The sequence below is a fragment of the Psychromonas sp. KJ10-10 genome (assembly GCF_047323245.1).
GTDB lineage: Bacteria > Pseudomonadota > Gammaproteobacteria > Enterobacterales > Psychromonadaceae > Psychromonas.
The window spans coordinates 1,753,127-1,770,112 of the sequence record NZ_CP178826.1; the positions used below are offsets into that span (position 1 = coordinate 1,753,127).

Genomic DNA, 16,986 nt, shown 5'->3' on the forward strand with positions numbered 1-16,986 from the left:
ATCTATAACAGTATTATTTAAAATTTTTTATTAACTTGGAAATTTACTATTTACAATTCAATAAATCTAAATGATAATTATTTTCATTAAGGGAAAATAAATGAGAGGCGTATATGAGTTTATCAAATAATGAAATATCACTAGAACATACTAATGACAAAGAACATTTATTTTCTAGTGAACGGTATCATAGAGAAGCTATTTATAACTTTGAAAAAACGCTAATACAGAAACCAAAAAGTATTGGGGCACTGTGTGATTGGATTGCTAGTTATCATGAGTTAGCAACAATTTATGGCAAGCAAGGTGCAATTGAAAAAGCGCAGAAATGTTTGCTTATTCCTCATCAGTCTATGCTACATATGGCCTTATATAATGGTGGTGATATAGAACAAAAAGAAATTGCCATGAGAGCAATTAATGTAACATTGCCTGCTTTAATGTCCTTTGCAAATGCACATCCTCCCTGCAAAAATTGCATGAAAAACCTTGAGGCTCAGTTAGAAATGATTCAAAAACACAGCAGAATGGATCATTAGATTCTATTAATTATTTACGTTTTTATTTTTATTAGCAGAGTATATTTCAATTAATATACTCTGCTATGTTCTAATTTATCTATAAAATATATTAAGAACAACTGCTTTCTTTTGCTTATTTAGGAAGCTTATCAAACAGCACTTTTACCATTAATATCGCTAATATAATGCCAGAAGTGTATACCAAAGGTGCTGGTAATAATTCATGGTGTTCGCCAATTTGTGGCATTACTTGAAAACCGAACTGGCTGACTAAGTAGTTAACTATCACACCTGCTATTAAAGCAACACCGATCACGCCTCCGAGATAGCCCCATAATGCACCTTTACCAAGTTCTTTAATAACAACTCCTAGTGTTGCAATATTTGTTGCTGGACCTGCAAGCATAAACACTAAGACTGCACCGGGTGAAACGCCTGCAAGTAATAACCCCGCAACAATGGGCGTGGAAGCAGTGGCACAGATATACATAGGAATAGAGATAATAATCATCACTAACATAGCTAGAATGCCATTTCCCCATTTAGTCATAAAATCAGTTGGAACATAGGTTTGTACAAGCGCCGCGAAGAATAATCCAATTAATAACCATATAGTAGTGTCTCTAACGAGATCTGTGGCGCAAGAAATGTATACCCTCTATGATACGTTTAGCGATTGGCTCTTTGGCTTTAACGGTTTCTTTACTGCTACAGCAACTCGTTGATTGTTTAGGCTTAACAGTTTCTTTACTGCTACAACAACTGCTTTCTTCTTTAGGTCCTGTTGATTGTTTAGGTTCAACAGTTTCTTTACTACTACAACAACTGGTTGTTTTTATAGGTTCAACGGTTTCTTTACTACTAAAACAGTCGCTTGTTTTTTAGGCTCAGTTGTTTGTTTAGGTGCAGTAGTTTCTTTACTGCCGCAACAACTGCTTGTTTTTTAGGTGCAGTCGTTTCTGTACCGCTACAGCAACTGGATGGCTTTTCAGGTTTATTATCTTGCTCTGCTGGTTGTTTGTTATTTTGAGACAGTTCCTTTTTTTCCATATGACCAACTAGTATGCCGGCTGTTATTGCACTCGCAATGGCAGATATGGGTCTAACGATTGTCATAAAAGGGCCGAGTAACACATAGGAAACACTCACAGAATCAATACCTGTTTCCGGTGTTGATACTAAAAAGGAGGCTGTTGATGCCTTTGAGGCTCCTGAGCGTCTTAAGCCAATTGCGACGAGGTAAAACACCACAGGAGCAAAGTGGTAGTGGAGCACCGAGCAGGGTCGCTTTAATGGTACTTTTAAAACCATGTCCACCAAGTTGTTTATGCATCCATGACATAGGCACAAACATTTTTAACATGCCTGCTAATATTAAACCCAAGAGTAACCAAGGTGCAGACTCTAAAAATAGATTAAGAAAGTTAGTGAATAACATGGCTAATCCTTATTTTGTTGGTTGTCAGAAGATTGAGCTGGAAAATCAAATACAAAGCCAGATGTATTGGACTCAAGATCATCGAGGATAGAGCAGTGTTCAGCACTTTCTGAGCCGCCACAACATTCATCTGATAAGCGCCGCAATGATTCTCTAAAATAGTTAAGCTCAGCAATTTTCGCTTCAATATCAACTAATTTTGCATCAACGACGTCTTTCACATCGCCACAGGTTAAATTAGCTTTCTGCAACTCAATAGAAAGCAGATCTGCAATATCGGTTAATGAAAAGCCTATTCTTTTTGCTCTTAAAATGAAACGTAAGTGTTCTTCATCAGTTTGAGTATATAGGCGGTAGCCTGCTTCACTGCGCGATGAAGGGCTTAACAATTTTTGTTTGTCATAAAACCTTAAGGTATCTGCTTTTAATCCATAGCGTTTAGCTAGTTCACCAATACGATACATGGTGTGTTCCTCATTGAAGATTTTTCTCATTTATTTATAGTGAGTATAACCTTGGAGCTAAATCCAATGTCAAGAGGCTTGTTATATTATTAGTGGAATAAAGCTGATCGTAAAACGGCCGGATAATAGGGGGCTAAATAATTGCTTTGATTAGGGAGAGCATTAACATGATAAAAACCAAAATAAGCAATACTTGACTATATTTAGCTTGTTGTCGCTCATCGACAGGTTTAGCAAAACGCTCAAGGAGAGTAACCATCAAGGCGACAGCTAAAATTAATACAGAAAAAATAATTAATACGTTGATAAGTAACTCCTTATATTGGCATAAACACTAACAATTATAATGGGGTAAATACTAGGTAATCACAACCTAAAAATGGAAACTTTTAAATTAATCGAGCTTATTTATATTGGAAGATTTTTACCCTCAGGGTATTTTAATTTTTCATGATTTTTTAAAGGTCTAATTTTTTAAGATCTCAAAGCCTGCTTAAGTGGAAAATATAGTGGCAGTAATGTAAACGAAGTGAAGCAGGCAACTGTATTTTCCATTTAAAATTTTTCTAGGCAGTTATTTTAAAACAGAATCACAGTTCCCTCCTTTAGCCATACCTAACCTTTGAACTTCTGACTTACCGGTATCAGGATGGGCTAACTCAAGGTCTGCACCGCCAACAAAGGCACCCATTTTTATAAACTGCTCAACAAAATATAATTCCCCATTTTTTGCATTAATAGTCAAAGTATTTGGTGAAAATTCTGACTCTGTTGATATTTCAAGTTTCTCATTACCAGGAACTTCTTTATAAAAGAAAACACCTTTTGCTGTTTGACCTACGCATTCTTTCTCAATCCAAACATCTTTTTTAAGGGTCGCACCAACAAAAGTATCTTTACGATATACATAAATACCAGTTGTATTTTGTGATGGTGGATTAAATTCTTTAGCCGCATTCGCTACTTCTGCAGATTCCATTGGTACGGAAGAGCAACCTACTAAAAATGTTGTAGCGATTACGGTTATGAATAATATGTTTTTCATTAAATATCCTTTTAAAACTACTAGTTGATTAAGAGATTAATTTTCAGTTTATTGATTTGATTTTTAAATAATGATTTATAAAAATTGAGCTTTCTACAATCTCAACAAGTTATTAAGCAGAATCAATTAAAATTTCCCAATTTAAAGATAAAGGCGAAATCTATTGTTTGCAAAAATCAAACTAAACCATACGCTCATGTAACGTTAAATCAATAAGTTAAAGTTAAAAGTCAATAGTTCATCATATAGATACATACATTTGTTATTAACCTTGAAAAGGCTGAATGATAGAAATGCTCATAAATATTAAACACCATCATTCTCGCTTTTCCCTTGAAGCAAGCATGATGATGTTGAGTATGATTGGAGGTGTAAATTACATAGGAGAAATGGGGCTGTCAGAGATTAATATTTAGATTTCTAAACTATCAATTGAAACACTCTAAAAATTAATACCTTAATAATAAACACATACCTTTTTATTATCGAGAGTGACAACTTTAAAGGGCGTTTCATACACCTTCTCTAACTCGGTTTCATTTATGACTTCATTAACTGTGCCTGATATTTCAATTTTTCCGTTTTTCATGGCAACAATATTATCGGAATAACAGGAAGCAAAGTTGATATCATGAATAACAATAACCACGGCTTTATTCATCTCATGTGCTAAACGACGAATATTTTGCATGATTTGCAAGGAGTGTTTGATATCTAAGTTGTTTAGTGGTTCATCAAGCAAGACATAATCAGTGTCCTGAGCCATCACCATGGCAATAAAGGCGAGTTGTTTTTGGCCTCCGCTGAGTTTGTCTAAGTATTTATCTTGAATATCATTTAACTCCAAATAATCAATGGAATGTTGAATGACTTTTTTATCTTCTTCATTTAAGTTGCCGTTTGAATAGGGAAAACGTCCAAAGGAGATAAGTTCTTTAACGGTAAAACGCATGGTTAAATTATTGGATTGTCTAAGTACGGCTAATTTTTTGGCTAAGGTTTTAGTGGCCCATTTTTCCAGTTCAGTGCCATCAATATAAACACAGCCGGAATCTTTTTCTAATAGACGACTGACCATGGAAAGTAATGTACTTTTACCCGCGCCATTCGGGCCAATAATCGAAGTCACTTTGCCTTTTTCAAAATCAATATTGATATCGGAAGCAACCACTTTGCCTGAATATTGTTTATTTACTTGCTTAACATTTATCATGATGATCCTATACGATTTTATTTTTAAGCAACATTCGTAGGAAATAGAATCCGCCTACAAAGTTGATAACAACACTTAAAGTGGTTTGTAATTGAAAAACAAATTCAACGATAAACTGACCGCTTAACAAGGCTAGAACAGAAACCAACATACAAGCGATAAACAGGGTATTGTGTCGGAAAGTATTTAGCCATTCTCTGGTTAAATTGGTGACTAATAACCCCAAGAAAAGTACTGGGCCAACCATGGCTGTCGAAACCGCAATCAGTAATGAACTGAGCAATAAAACACGCTTAGTTACCTTAGCAACATCAACACCTAAGCTGGTGGCATTATCTTTATCTAACCATAATATATTGAGGGTATTACTCATTTTAAATAATGCGATAGCGGTTAAAGTGATGATAGGAATACACAGGAAAACTAACTCTGTTTTTACATTAGTAAAACTTGCAAACATATTAGTTTGTACAATGGCAAACTCACTGGGATCTAGCATCATGATCAACATGTTTGCGACGTTAGAAAACAACTGACTGAGTACAACCCCTAATAATAACAACACGATAATGTCACTTCGTTTGGAAGCAAAGTAGAAGTGAAATAAAGTCAGTGAAAACATCAGCATCACCACAACACATAATATGAAATTCAGGTATGGGTCCATGGACACAATACTGAGACCGCCAGCGATTAATACAATCAACACTTGTGTGAGCAGGTAAAGCGAGTCGAACCCCATAATACTTGGCGTTAAAATACGGTTGTGGGTAATGGTTTGAAATGAAAATGACGATAATGCAATGGCGACACCTGCTAAAATAATAGCGATTATTTTAGGTGTGCGTTTAGACAAAAAGTATTCATAATTATCTGCTGTTAAGCCATGTCCTAATAAATATCCTGCGAAAATCAAGATTAATATGACAAGCAATAATATTTTAGAGTTATCTGTCATTGGCTTCTCGCTTAAGTAATAAAACAACAAAGACGAAACCACCAATAATACTAATGAATAATGAAATTGGTAATTCATAAGGGGGCATTACAGTACGACTGATTAAGTCACAGATAAGCACAACACTGGCACCTAACACTGCTGTTTTGGGCAGGTTTTTCTTAAGGTTGTCTCCGTTAAAATAAGAAATAATATTAGGAACGATAAGGCCAAGAAATGGTAGTTGCCCTGCAATCATCACCACGGATGCGGACATAACCGATACTAAAACGATACCAATAAATACAATCTGATTATATTTAAGGCCTATGTTAGTGGCGAAGTTTTTACCGATACCAACCGCAGATATTTGATTTGCATATAAATAAGTAAAAATACCACAGGGGATCGCAATATAGAGCAATTCATAGTCACCCTGGAGAATATTAGAAAAGTTGGCTTGGCTCCAGCCAGAAAGGTTCTGTAAGGCATCATATCTATAAGCAATGAAGGTGACTAAGGACTCAACAATATTACCAAAAATGATACCAATTAATGGCACAAATATGGCATTTTTAAACTGAATAGATTGAATCAGTTTAATAAACATTAAGGTGCCAAGAATAGCGGTTAAGAATATCAACCATAAAGCTTCAGCATGACCAAATATCAGTAAACTCAACATATAACCGAGCATGGCACATTCGATAGTGCCAGAGGTTGAAGGGGTCGCAAACTTATTTTGGCTGATTTGTTGCATCACCAAACCAGCGATACTTAAGCCTGCTCCAGCAAGTAAAATCGCAAGCAACCTTGGTAGTCTGCTTACTGTTAATAATTCCCAAGCTTGAGGGTCAAACAATAATAATGACGTTAAAGAAAGTTGGCTAACACCAACAAAAAGAGACGCTAGGCTTAATAAAAGAAGCGCTGAAAGTAACCATTTCAAGTGATAATTCCAATAAAAAATAAACTGAGTAAAGCTGTACTTTACTCAGTATCTAAACTTAAAGAGTAAGATCTTTAATCATTTGCTTTGTTGCATTAACGCCAGCAATTGATAAATACCAAGCATTAAGATCTAAAAAAATCATGTGTTTGTTTTTATAGGCAGGTGTTGCTTTTATCAAAGGATTTTCAAACTGCTCTCTGGTTTTACTTTCACCTTTATTAACTAATTTATCTCGATCAATAATTAAAAGAGTAGAAGGTTGAGCATCTTGAATAAATTCATAAGAAACTAAGTCTCCGTGACGGCTTCCTTTAACATTTATGATTGTTTCTAAATAACCAAAATCTTGATAGATAGAAGCAAATCGGGATTGCGCACCAAAGGTCGTAATATTGCCACCTGAACTCATAATGGTTAATGCGTCAGTTTTATGCTCGGTATTTTTATTATGTATTTCTTTAATCTGCTTATCTAAGGTATTGATAGTGTTTGTTACTTCAGACTCGAGATCGAATACAGTCGCAATGTTCTTCCACTGTTTTTGTGTACTTTCCCAGTAAGATTCTTGTTCATCAATGGCAAATAAAAGCGTAGGCGCAATTTCTGATAATTCTTTATAAGACTTTGAACTACGTATGCCAACCACAATTAAATCTGGTTTCATGTTATAAATCGCTTCAAAATCTGGCTCGAAAACGGTACCTGAAGAGGCAAATTTGTCGCTATTATACTGTTCAAGGTAAGGCGGATAACTGATACCTTTAGAAACCGCTATAGGTGTGATACCAAAATAGTCTAATGTGTCTAAAGCGCCTAAACCTATCACTACCACTTTTTTGGGTGTGCTTTCTAATGTTATGTTACCAAGTTTATGAGTGACAGAAATAGTCTCTGCTGTAACAAGTGCACTTGATAAAGTGAGTAATAAAAATAGTATTTTTTTCATATAATATGATCGCTATAGAGTTGTTTATGTTAACGGTAATCATTATCACTCGCATTGTACTTATGTATGATTTTTTGTGCAAGTGATTGAATTATTTTGTTTGAAATTAATGAAAAAGGAGAGAATAACTGCCTACTCATCTTGTAAAGCACAGTGTGCATAAGCAGTTATTATTTCTAGGTGTTCTATCGAGTATTACATTTTGTAGGTCAGATTAAGACCAAATGTTCGACTTTGGCCAATGGTCTGCACGGGTGCCACTATTAATGATATAAACAACACTTTCGTTGGTTAAATTAGTTACGTAAGCACTGATTAATAGATCATTAATTTGGTAATCGAGGTTAGTATTAAATATTGTATAGTCACCTGCTTTATAATCTTTTGTGTTTTCAAGATCAGAATAGTATTCACTGACATAAGTTGCATCAGCGCCGACCATAAAGTTTTCACCTATGTATTGGTTGAAAGCAAGTGAAGCATTAAGTTCTGGGGCATTCGATAACTCATTGCCTTGATAGTCTGTATCACTGTTGATTTTAGATTGCATTAGACCTAATGTTGGCTTGATCTCTAATGAGTCCGTTAACCAATGTGAAGCTTCTAGTTCTAACCCATAGGTATAGGCGCCATCAACGTTGTAGATTCGGCCACTTGATGTTGCTTGGTAGTCCTGATAGTCATTAAAAAACAGAGTCGCATTTAATGTTGTGCCATTATTAAATGCTGTTTTTGAACTAAATTCATAGGCATTAACGGTTTCACTATCAAAATTATAAGCTTCTGCAGTGCCTGAGTAATAACCACTGTCATATCCAATACCTCCTGAATTATAACCTTGGCGAGCGGATAGCCCGAGTGTTGTTGTTGGGTTTATTGCGTAAGTTAATGCTAGTTTTGGTAAAATAAGAAAGTCATCAATACTGTCATCGATATAACTAATACCTCGATTACTGTAGGTACGATCTTGCTCTTCATATAATAAACGACCGCCCAAAGTTAAGGTAAATTGTTCATTAAGCTTATAATTTCCTTCACCAAATAAACCGACTCGTTGTTCTTGGGTTTCGCCCGAAATAGTATAAGTTGGGCTATATACGGTATTTTCTCTGTCAGCTAACATAAGCCCAACAAAACCAGTTAATTGGCTATCTGTTGGGGAAAATAATAAGCGACTCTCTGCCGATGTCGTCTCATCTTTAAAGGTATAAGTTGATTCATTTGGGTATTGGTCAAAGGTATTAGTTTGGCTATTGGTTGAGATTAAAGAAATACTTTTCAGCTTATTGCTGATGTCATAGTTTATTTCTGCGGCGATGTTTTTAACGTCAGAATCATTAATACGTGTATTGGTGCGTGTATCTAATGTTAATGTTTGGTCATCACTGACTTCACCATTGTCATAATCGACCCAATTAAGGTAACTGCCGTCGGCTTTGCGATAGTTGGTGGTTAGTTTTATGCTTAGATCTTCATTAAAAGCGGGTGACCAGAGTAGTTTACCGCGAAGGTTTAAACTTTCAGCCGCTTCGGGATCTACGGGTATAGAGGACGTATCACCGTCGTAACTAACAAAATCATCACCGTGAGTTCCTTCTAAAACAACTCGGTAAGCTAAATCTTCACTTAAAGGGCCAGAAGCCGTCAGTGCAAGATTATTCATTACATTGCCATTTTCATAGGTTTCTATACCTGCGCGTATTGCATATTCAGGAATAAAAGTCGGATCGTTAGTTTTAACTGATACTGCACCACCAATGGAGTTTTCGCCCTGTGTGCTAGATTGAGGACCACGAAGCACTTCAATTTGTTGCACATCCCAAACACCAGAACCACTAAAGTTATAACCTGTAAATGCATCTGCAACACCATCAACAGTAGTGTTTATGCGTTGTCTGCTTCCACTTGTTGTTGCGTAAGCACCTGTTGCTGCGCCACTACTGTTAATACCACGAATATTGACAGTACCAAATGAAGCCGCGACAACATTTGGTGCAGTGGTGATCACATCATTGATTGTTTTTGCGCCTGTTTTAGCTATTTCTTCACCATCAATAACGGTGATCGCAGTGGTAGTGTCTTTAAGGTTTTTATCCATTTTTTCTGCAGTGACGACCATCACTTCTAATTGTTTGGCTTCTTCAGCTTGAAGTGCCTGTGTACTGATAGCCAGCATAACCGTGAAATATACTTTGCAATGATTAGTATCAATCAATTTCATTATTTTACCTTTTTATGTTAATGATAATTATTATCATTAATGTTAAAGTAGTTACTGAAACTAAGATAGTTTAATTAGTTATGCAAAATAGCTATTTGATTATGGGAAATGCAAAATGAGTGTCACAGGAAAATTAATTCCAACTTCTTCAAAGGATCTTTTATTCGTTGTTTTGGAGATCTTAAACATAAAACAATTGTTTCAGATTGTTATTCTGACAGTTCTTCTGATAGTTATTCTTCGGGTCAGGTGGGGCAAAGCTTACCTATCATTGAAGGTAAGATTATCTCTTACAGTAACGATGATATTTTTACTCTGCATGGTGGTGCAACACAAGAGCTTGAAGACTTTCAAGTACTTTCTATTGCTAAGAAGTCTGTCTGTATCACTATCCTATTAGATGGGATGGTTGATTTTTCCTATGATGACTTATGTTTTTCCTATGATACCAGTGTTAAGCAAAGAGCAGTGATGGTTAACCTTAAAAATCCTGTCAGTTTCCGGCGTACTCTGCATAAGAATAATCGCGTATTAAAGCTGAATGTTATTGTGCTTTCGAATTGGATTGAGAGTCGCCTGAAGGGGAATGATAATATTAGCGCCTTTATGACAGAGCATCTGGCAAACTTTGAATTAACCCTGAGCGACCAGATATTAGAATTGGCACTTAAAATTATTAAATTAGGCACGCCGAGTGATTTTATAGAGCAAATGCAAATAGAAGCTTTAACGCAGGCATTATTATTAGAGATTTTTAAGCAATTGAGTGATTCTACTTACTTTTGTGAAAACCAGAATGAATCTCGTTTTATCGCCCCGAAGTCGCTTTATGATCCATCCTTAGACCGACTTATTACTTACATAGAAGCAAACCTTGAATTAGACCTTTCAATGCGTGACTTAGCCGATTTTAGTGCGATGAGCATTTCTAACTTACAACATAAATTTAAACAAACATTAGGCACTAGTTTACGAAGTTATATTCGACGTAGACGTTTGTTTATTGCAAAACAACAATTAGAAAGTGGCGCTATTAGTATCTCTGAGGTCGCTTATAATGCAGGCTATCGGCACCCATCAAACTTTACCATTGCGTTTAAAAAAGTATTTGGTTTCCCGCCACAGGATTTAAATATCAATAGCTAGAATTATGATTATCAATATAAAATCTGAAATGCACATGCTAACCTTAATGATAATTATTTTCTTTTAAGTTGTGTTAGAGGTTAAATGAACAATCAATCCAATTTTCAAACATTACTAGCGAGTTTTGATTTACCCATAAATGATATTGGCAGTGCTAAGTGGTGGGCTAATATTCAAATGATGGGAGCGCCTTTTATTAAAAGGTTTCGAACAGCAAAAATGTAATGTTTTATTCCTGTGGCAGGATCCGAAAGGTGATCAAAAACGCTCGGATTTTTCCAAGGTTTTACTCGATATCAATTCTTTAACCGGCCATCATAGTTGGGAGCCCGTTTCGTTAGAGAGAGTGGCGGATAGTAATGTATGGTTTAAGTTATTTAAGGTTGACTCTAAATGGCGGGCGAGCTATTCCTTTATCCCGATTACTTCAGAGCAATGCCCATTAACGGAGCAAAAAAATGCCATAAACGCGAAACAAAAACAACGAGAATGGTGGCTTAGCATTATTAAAAATCAAACTCATGATCCACTAAATAAATTACCGATTATTACCGCTGGCTGGGGTAAAAGCTCAGCGCTTCATCTGCCTGATGCATTGCCAGAAGTTGGTTGGAAAGAGTGGGATCAAGGTGAATTAAATTCACTCTCTATGGCGGATTTAAACACTGTCAGTTGGTCTTCAACAGTGCTAAAAAATCAGCGTGATTGTGTGCTTTATTCTACGGCTAATGGTGAAGCGCCTGTGGTGATTTTATTGGATGGGCAGAAGTGGGGCGCTGATAGTGGCATGTTATCGGTACTTCAATACTTAACTAATAGCCACAAAATAGCACCAGCCCATTATTTGTTGATCCCATCAATTAATAACTCTATACGTTGGAAAGAGCTGAGTTGTGATAATGAGTTTTGGATGGCAATTGTTAATGAATTATTACCTTTAGTCAGAGCTGAGCTAGCCTTATCTGATTCTGCTATTATCGGCGGTTTAGTTGCCGGGCAAAGCCTTGGCGGACTCTCAGCCCTCTATGCTGGTATGTATTTTCCCGAGGTTTTTTCTAAGGTTATCAGTCTTTCTGGTTCATTTTGGTGGCCAGAGATGGACAGAATGCGAGATCCCGATTCCTTTAAACTTAATAATCCAGACTGGGATAGTCAACCACCTCACAATAGTTTGGCTGACAAAATTTTAAAAGATGAAGTCAATATTTCTACTCTAAAGATATTTCAAAGCATTGGTTTAGCTGAAAAAGATATGTGTATCTATAACGATATAACCTATCAAGCTATGCAACAAAAGGGGGCAGAGGTTTATTATGAAAAGGTGCATGGAGGTCATGATTGGCTTTCCTGGCGCGCGAGTTTAATTAATGGTCTGATTAAACTTTTGGGTGATAAATAGCTACCATTTAAAACTGTATTTATTGCAATTTTTTAACATTGTAGCTTTCTATAAAATAAAAGGTCCGTTGTACTTCAAAAGTGCAACGGACCTTTTTATAAGGTATTAGGGCCTTATATTGGGATCACAGTGCCCATGCAAGGTTAATTCTAAAGTCACGACCTGGTGACATATCACCTGCATCACCGTAAATGCTTTCCCCAAAGGTAGACTGGTCTCGGTAGTGCTTATCAAATAAGTTACTGACTGAGAAGGTTACTTTTAAGGCATCATCTTTAAGTGGTAGCCATTGCCCGTAAATATCATGTACGCCATAACCTGGTTTCTCATAAAAGTCATTTGCTACTTCAGTAAGACGAGTTACAAAGTTAGCAGACCAGCCGAGCTCAACGGACTGTGACAATTGATAGCTTACATTGGTATTAATGATATCACCGGTAGAGGTACCTAGATCAGTATCATAATAGTCACCTAATATTTCACCATTAAGTTGTGCAGTATTATGATTATAAGTAATGCCTGCTTGCACTGTTGGCCAATGATAATTTAGGCCTAAAGTTACCCCTTTGTTAACTAGCTCGCCATCATTATTAAATTCTTTATAATCCACATCACCCCATTCTCCATAATCGATAACATCATCAACCGTAGAGTGGTATATTTTTGCAGACATCGCTAACTGGTTTAGTTGATAATCAACTGAGAATTCAATATTTTCAGCTGTTTCAGCATCTAAGTCTTCTGAGTTTGTATAACCTCCATCATAAATAAGGTAACTTTCTCTGACCTCAACGCCACGCATTGCTTGAGCATAACCAAGCTCTAATTGTAAGTTGCTTAACGGTGTAAATAAAAGGCTTACATTAGGGCTAAAACCTTTACTATCAAATTCTAAGCCATCTGCATCGGTAGTTTGGTAAATATCGTAACGGCTACCAATGTTTAACAGCCAAGATTGCGCTAATTCAACTTCTGCTTGTAAATAAAGCCCATAAACATCACCTTCATCTAGGCGACTGCTTTCACTAGTCGATTGATAGGATGATTTATCATTACGATAATCTGCCCCATAAGTGATTGAATATTTTGAAAATTTATTACTGTTACGAATATCAAAGCCATAGCTCTCAATCATACCTTCTGCATTATCACTAACTCGAAGAATGTTATTTTCTGTGTAGTATGCGCTTGTTTCTAATGCTAACCATTGGTTATCTGTTGGATCAATGGAGTATTCTATTGTGCCTGTTTTGCGGTGTGCTTCCATTTCCACACCTGTATTTTTCACACCCGGTGTCCAGTTTGGTTTAACTAATCTCTCACCATCATCGATACGATTATCATAACTGATACTAAATCGTTGATTATTATCAAAGTTACCAACTAGCTTTATTAAGCCATTTTGCTGATCATAGGCACTGTATTCAATTTCGTTACCATCACCATCATCGTAGTTATTAGCTTCGGTTTGTACAACCGTTGCCATTGCACTCCAGTTATCAGTTAAGGATCCGTAAACACTGAGGCTAGCTTTATAGGCTTCTGCATTAGTGCTATAACCTCCTTTCACTAGGGCACCAAATCGATCTCCCGCTTCTAATAAGTCTAGTGGATCCTTAGTAATGAATTTGACCTCTCCACCTAATGCACCAGCGCCACTAAGTGCATTACCTGTACCAGCCTGCACATCGACTTGTTTAAGCAATTCAGGTTCAATAGATATACTGCCCTGATGATGGAAGGTACTGCTAGATTGCTTGGCACCATCAATGGTGACATTTAACATATTACTTTCTAAACCACGTACATATACTTTCTGAGATACCGATGTTGCGCCACCTACAGATACTTCCGCTTCATTTTTAAAGATATCCTTAAGATCACCCGCTTGTGATTTTTCTAAGTGACTTTTGTCAATATTAATATCAACTGCAGAAGATTGTTCTCCCGTTACTGTCAGCGTTTCAATTGAATTACTTTCTGTTGCGACCATTAATGACTGGCTCATTAGTGCCGATGTGACAGCTAGTGAAACCAGACTAGGTTTTATCCAGCGATTCTTTTTTATATCCATTTTAACAAACTCCGTAATGATAACTATTCGCAATAGGTGGTATTTTCAATAATATGCTGGGATAAATAAAGACATTTTACATCTGTTACAAATGAGATTTAATATCATTTGCGTGGTAGGGTGATTTGCATTTTCAGGCCGGGATTAAGATTACTTGCTCGTAAACTACCAGATATTGCTTCAATTTGACGTCTCGCAAGGGCTAGTCCTAGACCAAAGCCGGTTGGATTTTTATCACGAGATTTATCAACACGAAAAAATGGTTGAAAAATGCGATCTAATAATTCTTCTGGAACACCTTTGCCTTGATCACAAATTAATATATGTATTTGTTGTGAGATAACTTCAACGCTAATTGATACTTTACTGTCCCGTGGTGAATATTTGAGTGCGTTTCTGATCAGGTTTTCTAAGGCAGGTGCAAGTGCACGTTGACTGCTATTTGTCATTGCGAGTTGTTCGGGCATTTGACAAACTATTGTTGCGTCTGGGTATTCAAACCTAGCATCTTCAACAATCACCTCAATTAACTCTGTAAGATCAAAACAATCGCCAGTTAGGGTCGGCTTTTCGTTCTCTAACCAGGCAAGTGTTAAAGTATCTTCTATTAATGTTCTGATTTCATTTGTTTCTTTTTCGAGTCGAGGTAACAGTTGTGATTGCGCAATGCCCTGTTTAGCACTGCCAATTGCCATTTCAATGCGTGTAATAGGGGTTCGCAATTCATGTGATAAATCAGCAATTAATTGGCGTTGTTTGATGATTAATTGTCCGGTATTTTCAGCCATCAGATCAAAGGCGTCGGCTAAATCCGTTAACTCATCATTGCGTGAGCCCAGACTTGGCCTTACGCGTACTTTATGATCACCTTCGCTAAATTTTCTGGTTGCGTTACCTAATCGTTGTAGCGGTGACATAAGGTAGCGATAAATAAGCCAAGTAAGTAATAATAATGGTAAGAGTGGTAAACCAACCTGTAGTAATACATCTAAGTGCTTCCAGTTAGCCCCTGGTCGCATTCGTTCGGGCAAGCGTATTAAAAAGTGGGTGTGTTTATCTATAAATGGGATTTCCATAACCGGGTTATAATCAAAATAAAGATGCACTTTCCACTCTACACCGCGCCCGAGTTGAAAGTAATCGAGGAACTGCTCGCTGTAAATGGGTATTTAATATCGGGTTAAGGTTCGACTCTACGATGGCGACCCAGGTATTTTCTTTGCTTTGTATTTGTTGTAAAAAATCTTTCAGCGCCTGTGTTTCATTATTCAAGTAAAGCTGTTCAGCTTGTTGTGCATAGTTAATAAGTTCGGCTTGATGCTCAGATTTTATGAAGCTCATCTGCCATTCTGTTACGTCTATTAAATAATTAATCAAAGAAAATAATGCGACAGTTGCAATGGCAATTGAAGCGGATAAACGCCAAAAAAGAGAGTTTCTCATGTTAAGCAGTAACCTTTACCATGTACTGTTTTTAATCTATCGGTAAACATGCCACAACTTACTAATTTGCGACGAACTACGGCTTAAATGCATATCTAAACTACGATCGTAACGACTAAACTCTCGTTCAAATACCACTTGATAAAGATAGGGTTTACTTAAAACTTCACCTTTATTTTCTAATAAAGTCCAAAGCAGGTTAAATTCAATATTGGTAAATGTCAGTGCGTTATTATCATAATGAACGGTTAAATCACTTCGGTCTAAGGAGAATAAGCTATCATTGAGCTGTGAGGGTTTAAATGCATTATTTCTGCTTGCCTGAGTACGTCGTAATAATGCCTCAATTCTTAACATCAGCTCCTGTACATTAAAGGGTTTCGGAAGGTAATCATCTGCACCTTGGCTATACCCCTTAATTCGCTCTTCTTCAGCACCACAAGCAGTCAGCATCATGACCGGGGTTGTGCGATTTTTCCGAAGACGTTTCAAAACTGAAAAACCATCGAGGTTTGGTAATAAGACATCCAGCAAAATCAGATCAAACTTATTCATTAATGCTTGGGTTAAACCACTTTCTCCATCAAAACTTTGTGTAATTGAAAAGCCTTTACCCTGTAATATTTCAGTTAGCTGTTTATTTAATGATTGGTCATCCTCAATAATGAGCACACTTGTTGATATTTGTGGCAAAACTTACTCCGTTAAGTCGCGATAATAATATTCACAAGCATAGTAATTATTATTTTCATTAAACGCAAATGATAATTAATATCGTTTGTGTTGGAGGAAGAGAAGATTTTTAGGATGAGGGTAGCTGTGGCTTATAAACTAATCTTTATTCAAGTTTACAACTGCTTAATTTTATAGATTAAAGAAGTTTTTAGCTAAAGTTTAGTATGCTATCTGTGAGTAAAAAATGGGAGTCGTTGAAGCGGACTCCCTTAGTGTTGATTAATAAAAGTCGATGTTTAAAATCGATTATTTAACTTCTATTATTTCAATTCTTTGTTCATTTTTAGTCACCTTGTTTGTTACTTTAGGAGAGCTACATTTACCGCTATCAGCACAACCAATACATTTTACGCCTTTTCGTTTTTCTGAGATTATTTTCACAATAGCTAGGGCTATGATGGCTATAATCACTAAGGATACAATTATATTTGTCATTGTAATTCTCCGTTATC

Annotated in this window: 17 protein-coding genes and 2 pseudogenes; 5 read left to right on the top strand and 14 right to left on the bottom strand. The window is 36.4% G+C overall.

Going from position 1 to position 16,986, the window contains the following annotated elements; all coding sequences use genetic code 11:
• Window positions 1–113 precede the first annotated feature (113 nt).
• Window positions 114–539, top strand: a complete 426-nt coding sequence (locus tag ACLKMH_RS09965) for a hypothetical protein (protein ID WP_413701827.1) — start codon at window positions 114–116, stop codon at window positions 537–539.
• 115 nt (window positions 540–654) lie between these two features.
• Here ACLKMH_RS09965 and ACLKMH_RS09970 read toward each other — a convergent pair.
• From ACLKMH_RS09970 to ACLKMH_RS09985, 4 genes and pseudogenes are all read right to left on the bottom strand, one after another.
• A pseudogene (locus tag ACLKMH_RS09970) lies at window positions 655–1,959 on the bottom strand (SO_0444 family Cu/Zn efflux transporter).
• Between the two features lie 2 nt (window positions 1,960–1,961).
• On the bottom strand, window positions 1,962–2,423 hold the full coding sequence (gene zntR / locus ACLKMH_RS09975; protein ID WP_413701828.1) for a Zn(2+)-responsive transcriptional regulator: 462 nt from the start codon (window positions 2,421–2,423) through the stop codon (window positions 1,962–1,964).
• A 133-nt stretch (window positions 2,424–2,556) separates the two neighbouring features.
• Window positions 2,557–2,685 carry a hypothetical protein gene (locus tag ACLKMH_RS09980; protein WP_413701829.1) on the bottom strand — a complete coding sequence of 43 codons (129 nt, stop codon included), beginning with the start codon at window positions 2,683–2,685 and terminating at the stop codon, window positions 2,557–2,559.
• A gap of 312 nt (window positions 2,686–2,997) precedes the next feature.
• Entirely contained in the window at window positions 2,998–3,468 is a 471-nt protein-coding gene (locus ACLKMH_RS09985) for a DUF2846 domain-containing protein (protein ID WP_413701830.1), read from the bottom strand.
• A gap of 293 nt (window positions 3,469–3,761) precedes the next feature.
• Between ACLKMH_RS09985 and ACLKMH_RS09990 the strand changes: the two genes are divergently transcribed.
• Window positions 3,762–3,884, top strand: a complete 123-nt coding sequence (locus ACLKMH_RS09990) for a hypothetical protein (protein WP_413701831.1) — start codon at window positions 3,762–3,764, stop codon at window positions 3,882–3,884.
• 41 nt (window positions 3,885–3,925) lie between these two features.
• On the opposite strand, the gene ACLKMH_RS09995 is transcribed toward ACLKMH_RS09990, so the two are convergent.
• From ACLKMH_RS09995 to ACLKMH_RS10015, 5 genes are all read right to left on the bottom strand, one after another.
• Window positions 3,926–4,681 carry an ABC transporter ATP-binding protein gene (locus ACLKMH_RS09995; RefSeq protein WP_413701832.1) on the bottom strand — a complete coding sequence of 252 codons (756 nt, stop codon included), beginning with the start codon at window positions 4,679–4,681 and terminating at the stop codon, window positions 3,926–3,928.
• A gap of 7 nt (window positions 4,682–4,688) precedes the next feature.
• Window positions 4,689–5,639: an iron chelate uptake ABC transporter family permease subunit gene (locus tag ACLKMH_RS10000; RefSeq protein WP_413701833.1), complete on the bottom strand. Its 951-nt coding sequence runs from the start codon at window positions 5,637–5,639 to the stop codon at window positions 4,689–4,691.
• Window positions 5,629–6,567: an ABC transporter permease gene (locus ACLKMH_RS10005; protein WP_413701834.1), complete on the bottom strand. Its 939-nt coding sequence runs from the start codon at window positions 6,565–6,567 to the stop codon at window positions 5,629–5,631. Before ACLKMH_RS10005 ends, ACLKMH_RS10000 begins: the two co-directional genes overlap by 11 nt.
• Before the next feature lie 58 nt (window positions 6,568–6,625).
• A complete protein-coding gene (locus ACLKMH_RS10010) occupies window positions 6,626–7,516 on the bottom strand; it encodes a siderophore ABC transporter substrate-binding protein (RefSeq protein ID WP_413701835.1) in 891 nt (296 codons plus the stop codon).
• A gap of 214 nt (window positions 7,517–7,730) precedes the next feature.
• Window positions 7,731–9,737, bottom strand: a complete 2,007-nt coding sequence (locus tag ACLKMH_RS10015; protein ID WP_413701836.1) for a TonB-dependent receptor — start codon at window positions 9,735–9,737, stop codon at window positions 7,731–7,733.
• Between the two features lie 108 nt (window positions 9,738–9,845).
• Here ACLKMH_RS10015 and ACLKMH_RS10020 point away from each other — a divergent pair, with 108 nt between their 5' ends.
• The 3 genes from ACLKMH_RS10020 to fes all read left to right on the top strand — a co-directional run bounded on the left by ACLKMH_RS10020 (window position 9,846) and on the right by fes (window position 12,282).
• Entirely contained in the window at window positions 9,846–10,883 is a 1,038-nt protein-coding gene (locus ACLKMH_RS10020) for a helix-turn-helix domain-containing protein (protein ID WP_413701837.1), read from the top strand.
• A gap of 84 nt (window positions 10,884–10,967) precedes the next feature.
• Window positions 10,968–11,108 (top strand): hypothetical protein, encoded by a 141-nt coding sequence (locus ACLKMH_RS10025; protein ID WP_413701838.1) that lies wholly within the window; start codon window positions 10,968–10,970, stop codon window positions 11,106–11,108.
• 10 nt (window positions 11,109–11,118) lie between these two features.
• Window positions 11,119–12,282: an enterochelin esterase gene (gene fes, locus ACLKMH_RS10030; protein WP_413702307.1), complete on the top strand. Its 1,164-nt coding sequence runs from the start codon at window positions 11,119–11,121 to the stop codon at window positions 12,280–12,282.
• 124 nt (window positions 12,283–12,406) lie between these two features.
• Here fes and ACLKMH_RS10035 read toward each other — a convergent pair whose 3' ends face one another.
• From ACLKMH_RS10035 to ACLKMH_RS10055, 5 genes and pseudogenes are all read right to left on the bottom strand, one after another.
• Entirely contained in the window at window positions 12,407–14,356 is a 1,950-nt protein-coding gene (locus ACLKMH_RS10035; RefSeq protein ID WP_413701839.1) for a TonB-dependent receptor domain-containing protein, read from the bottom strand.
• Between the two features lie 104 nt (window positions 14,357–14,460).
• On the bottom strand, window positions 14,461–15,462 hold the full coding sequence (locus ACLKMH_RS10040) for an ATP-binding protein (protein WP_413701840.1): 1,002 nt from the start codon (window positions 15,460–15,462) through the stop codon (window positions 14,461–14,463).
• Window positions 15,446–15,799 carry a histidine kinase sensor domain-containing protein gene (locus ACLKMH_RS10045; RefSeq protein WP_413701841.1) on the bottom strand — a complete coding sequence of 118 codons (354 nt, stop codon included), beginning with the start codon at window positions 15,797–15,799 and terminating at the stop codon, window positions 15,446–15,448. The genes ACLKMH_RS10040 and ACLKMH_RS10045 overlap by 17 nt, the downstream gene beginning before the upstream one ends.
• A pseudogene (locus ACLKMH_RS10050) lies at window positions 15,796–16,483 on the bottom strand (response regulator transcription factor). The gene ACLKMH_RS10045 and the pseudogene ACLKMH_RS10050 overlap by 4 nt, the downstream one beginning before the upstream one ends.
• A gap of 297 nt (window positions 16,484–16,780) precedes the next feature.
• Window positions 16,781–16,969 (bottom strand): FeoB-associated Cys-rich membrane protein, encoded by a 189-nt coding sequence (locus ACLKMH_RS10055; RefSeq protein ID WP_413701842.1) that lies wholly within the window; start codon window positions 16,967–16,969, stop codon window positions 16,781–16,783.
• Window positions 16,970–16,986: the final 17 nt, after the last annotated feature.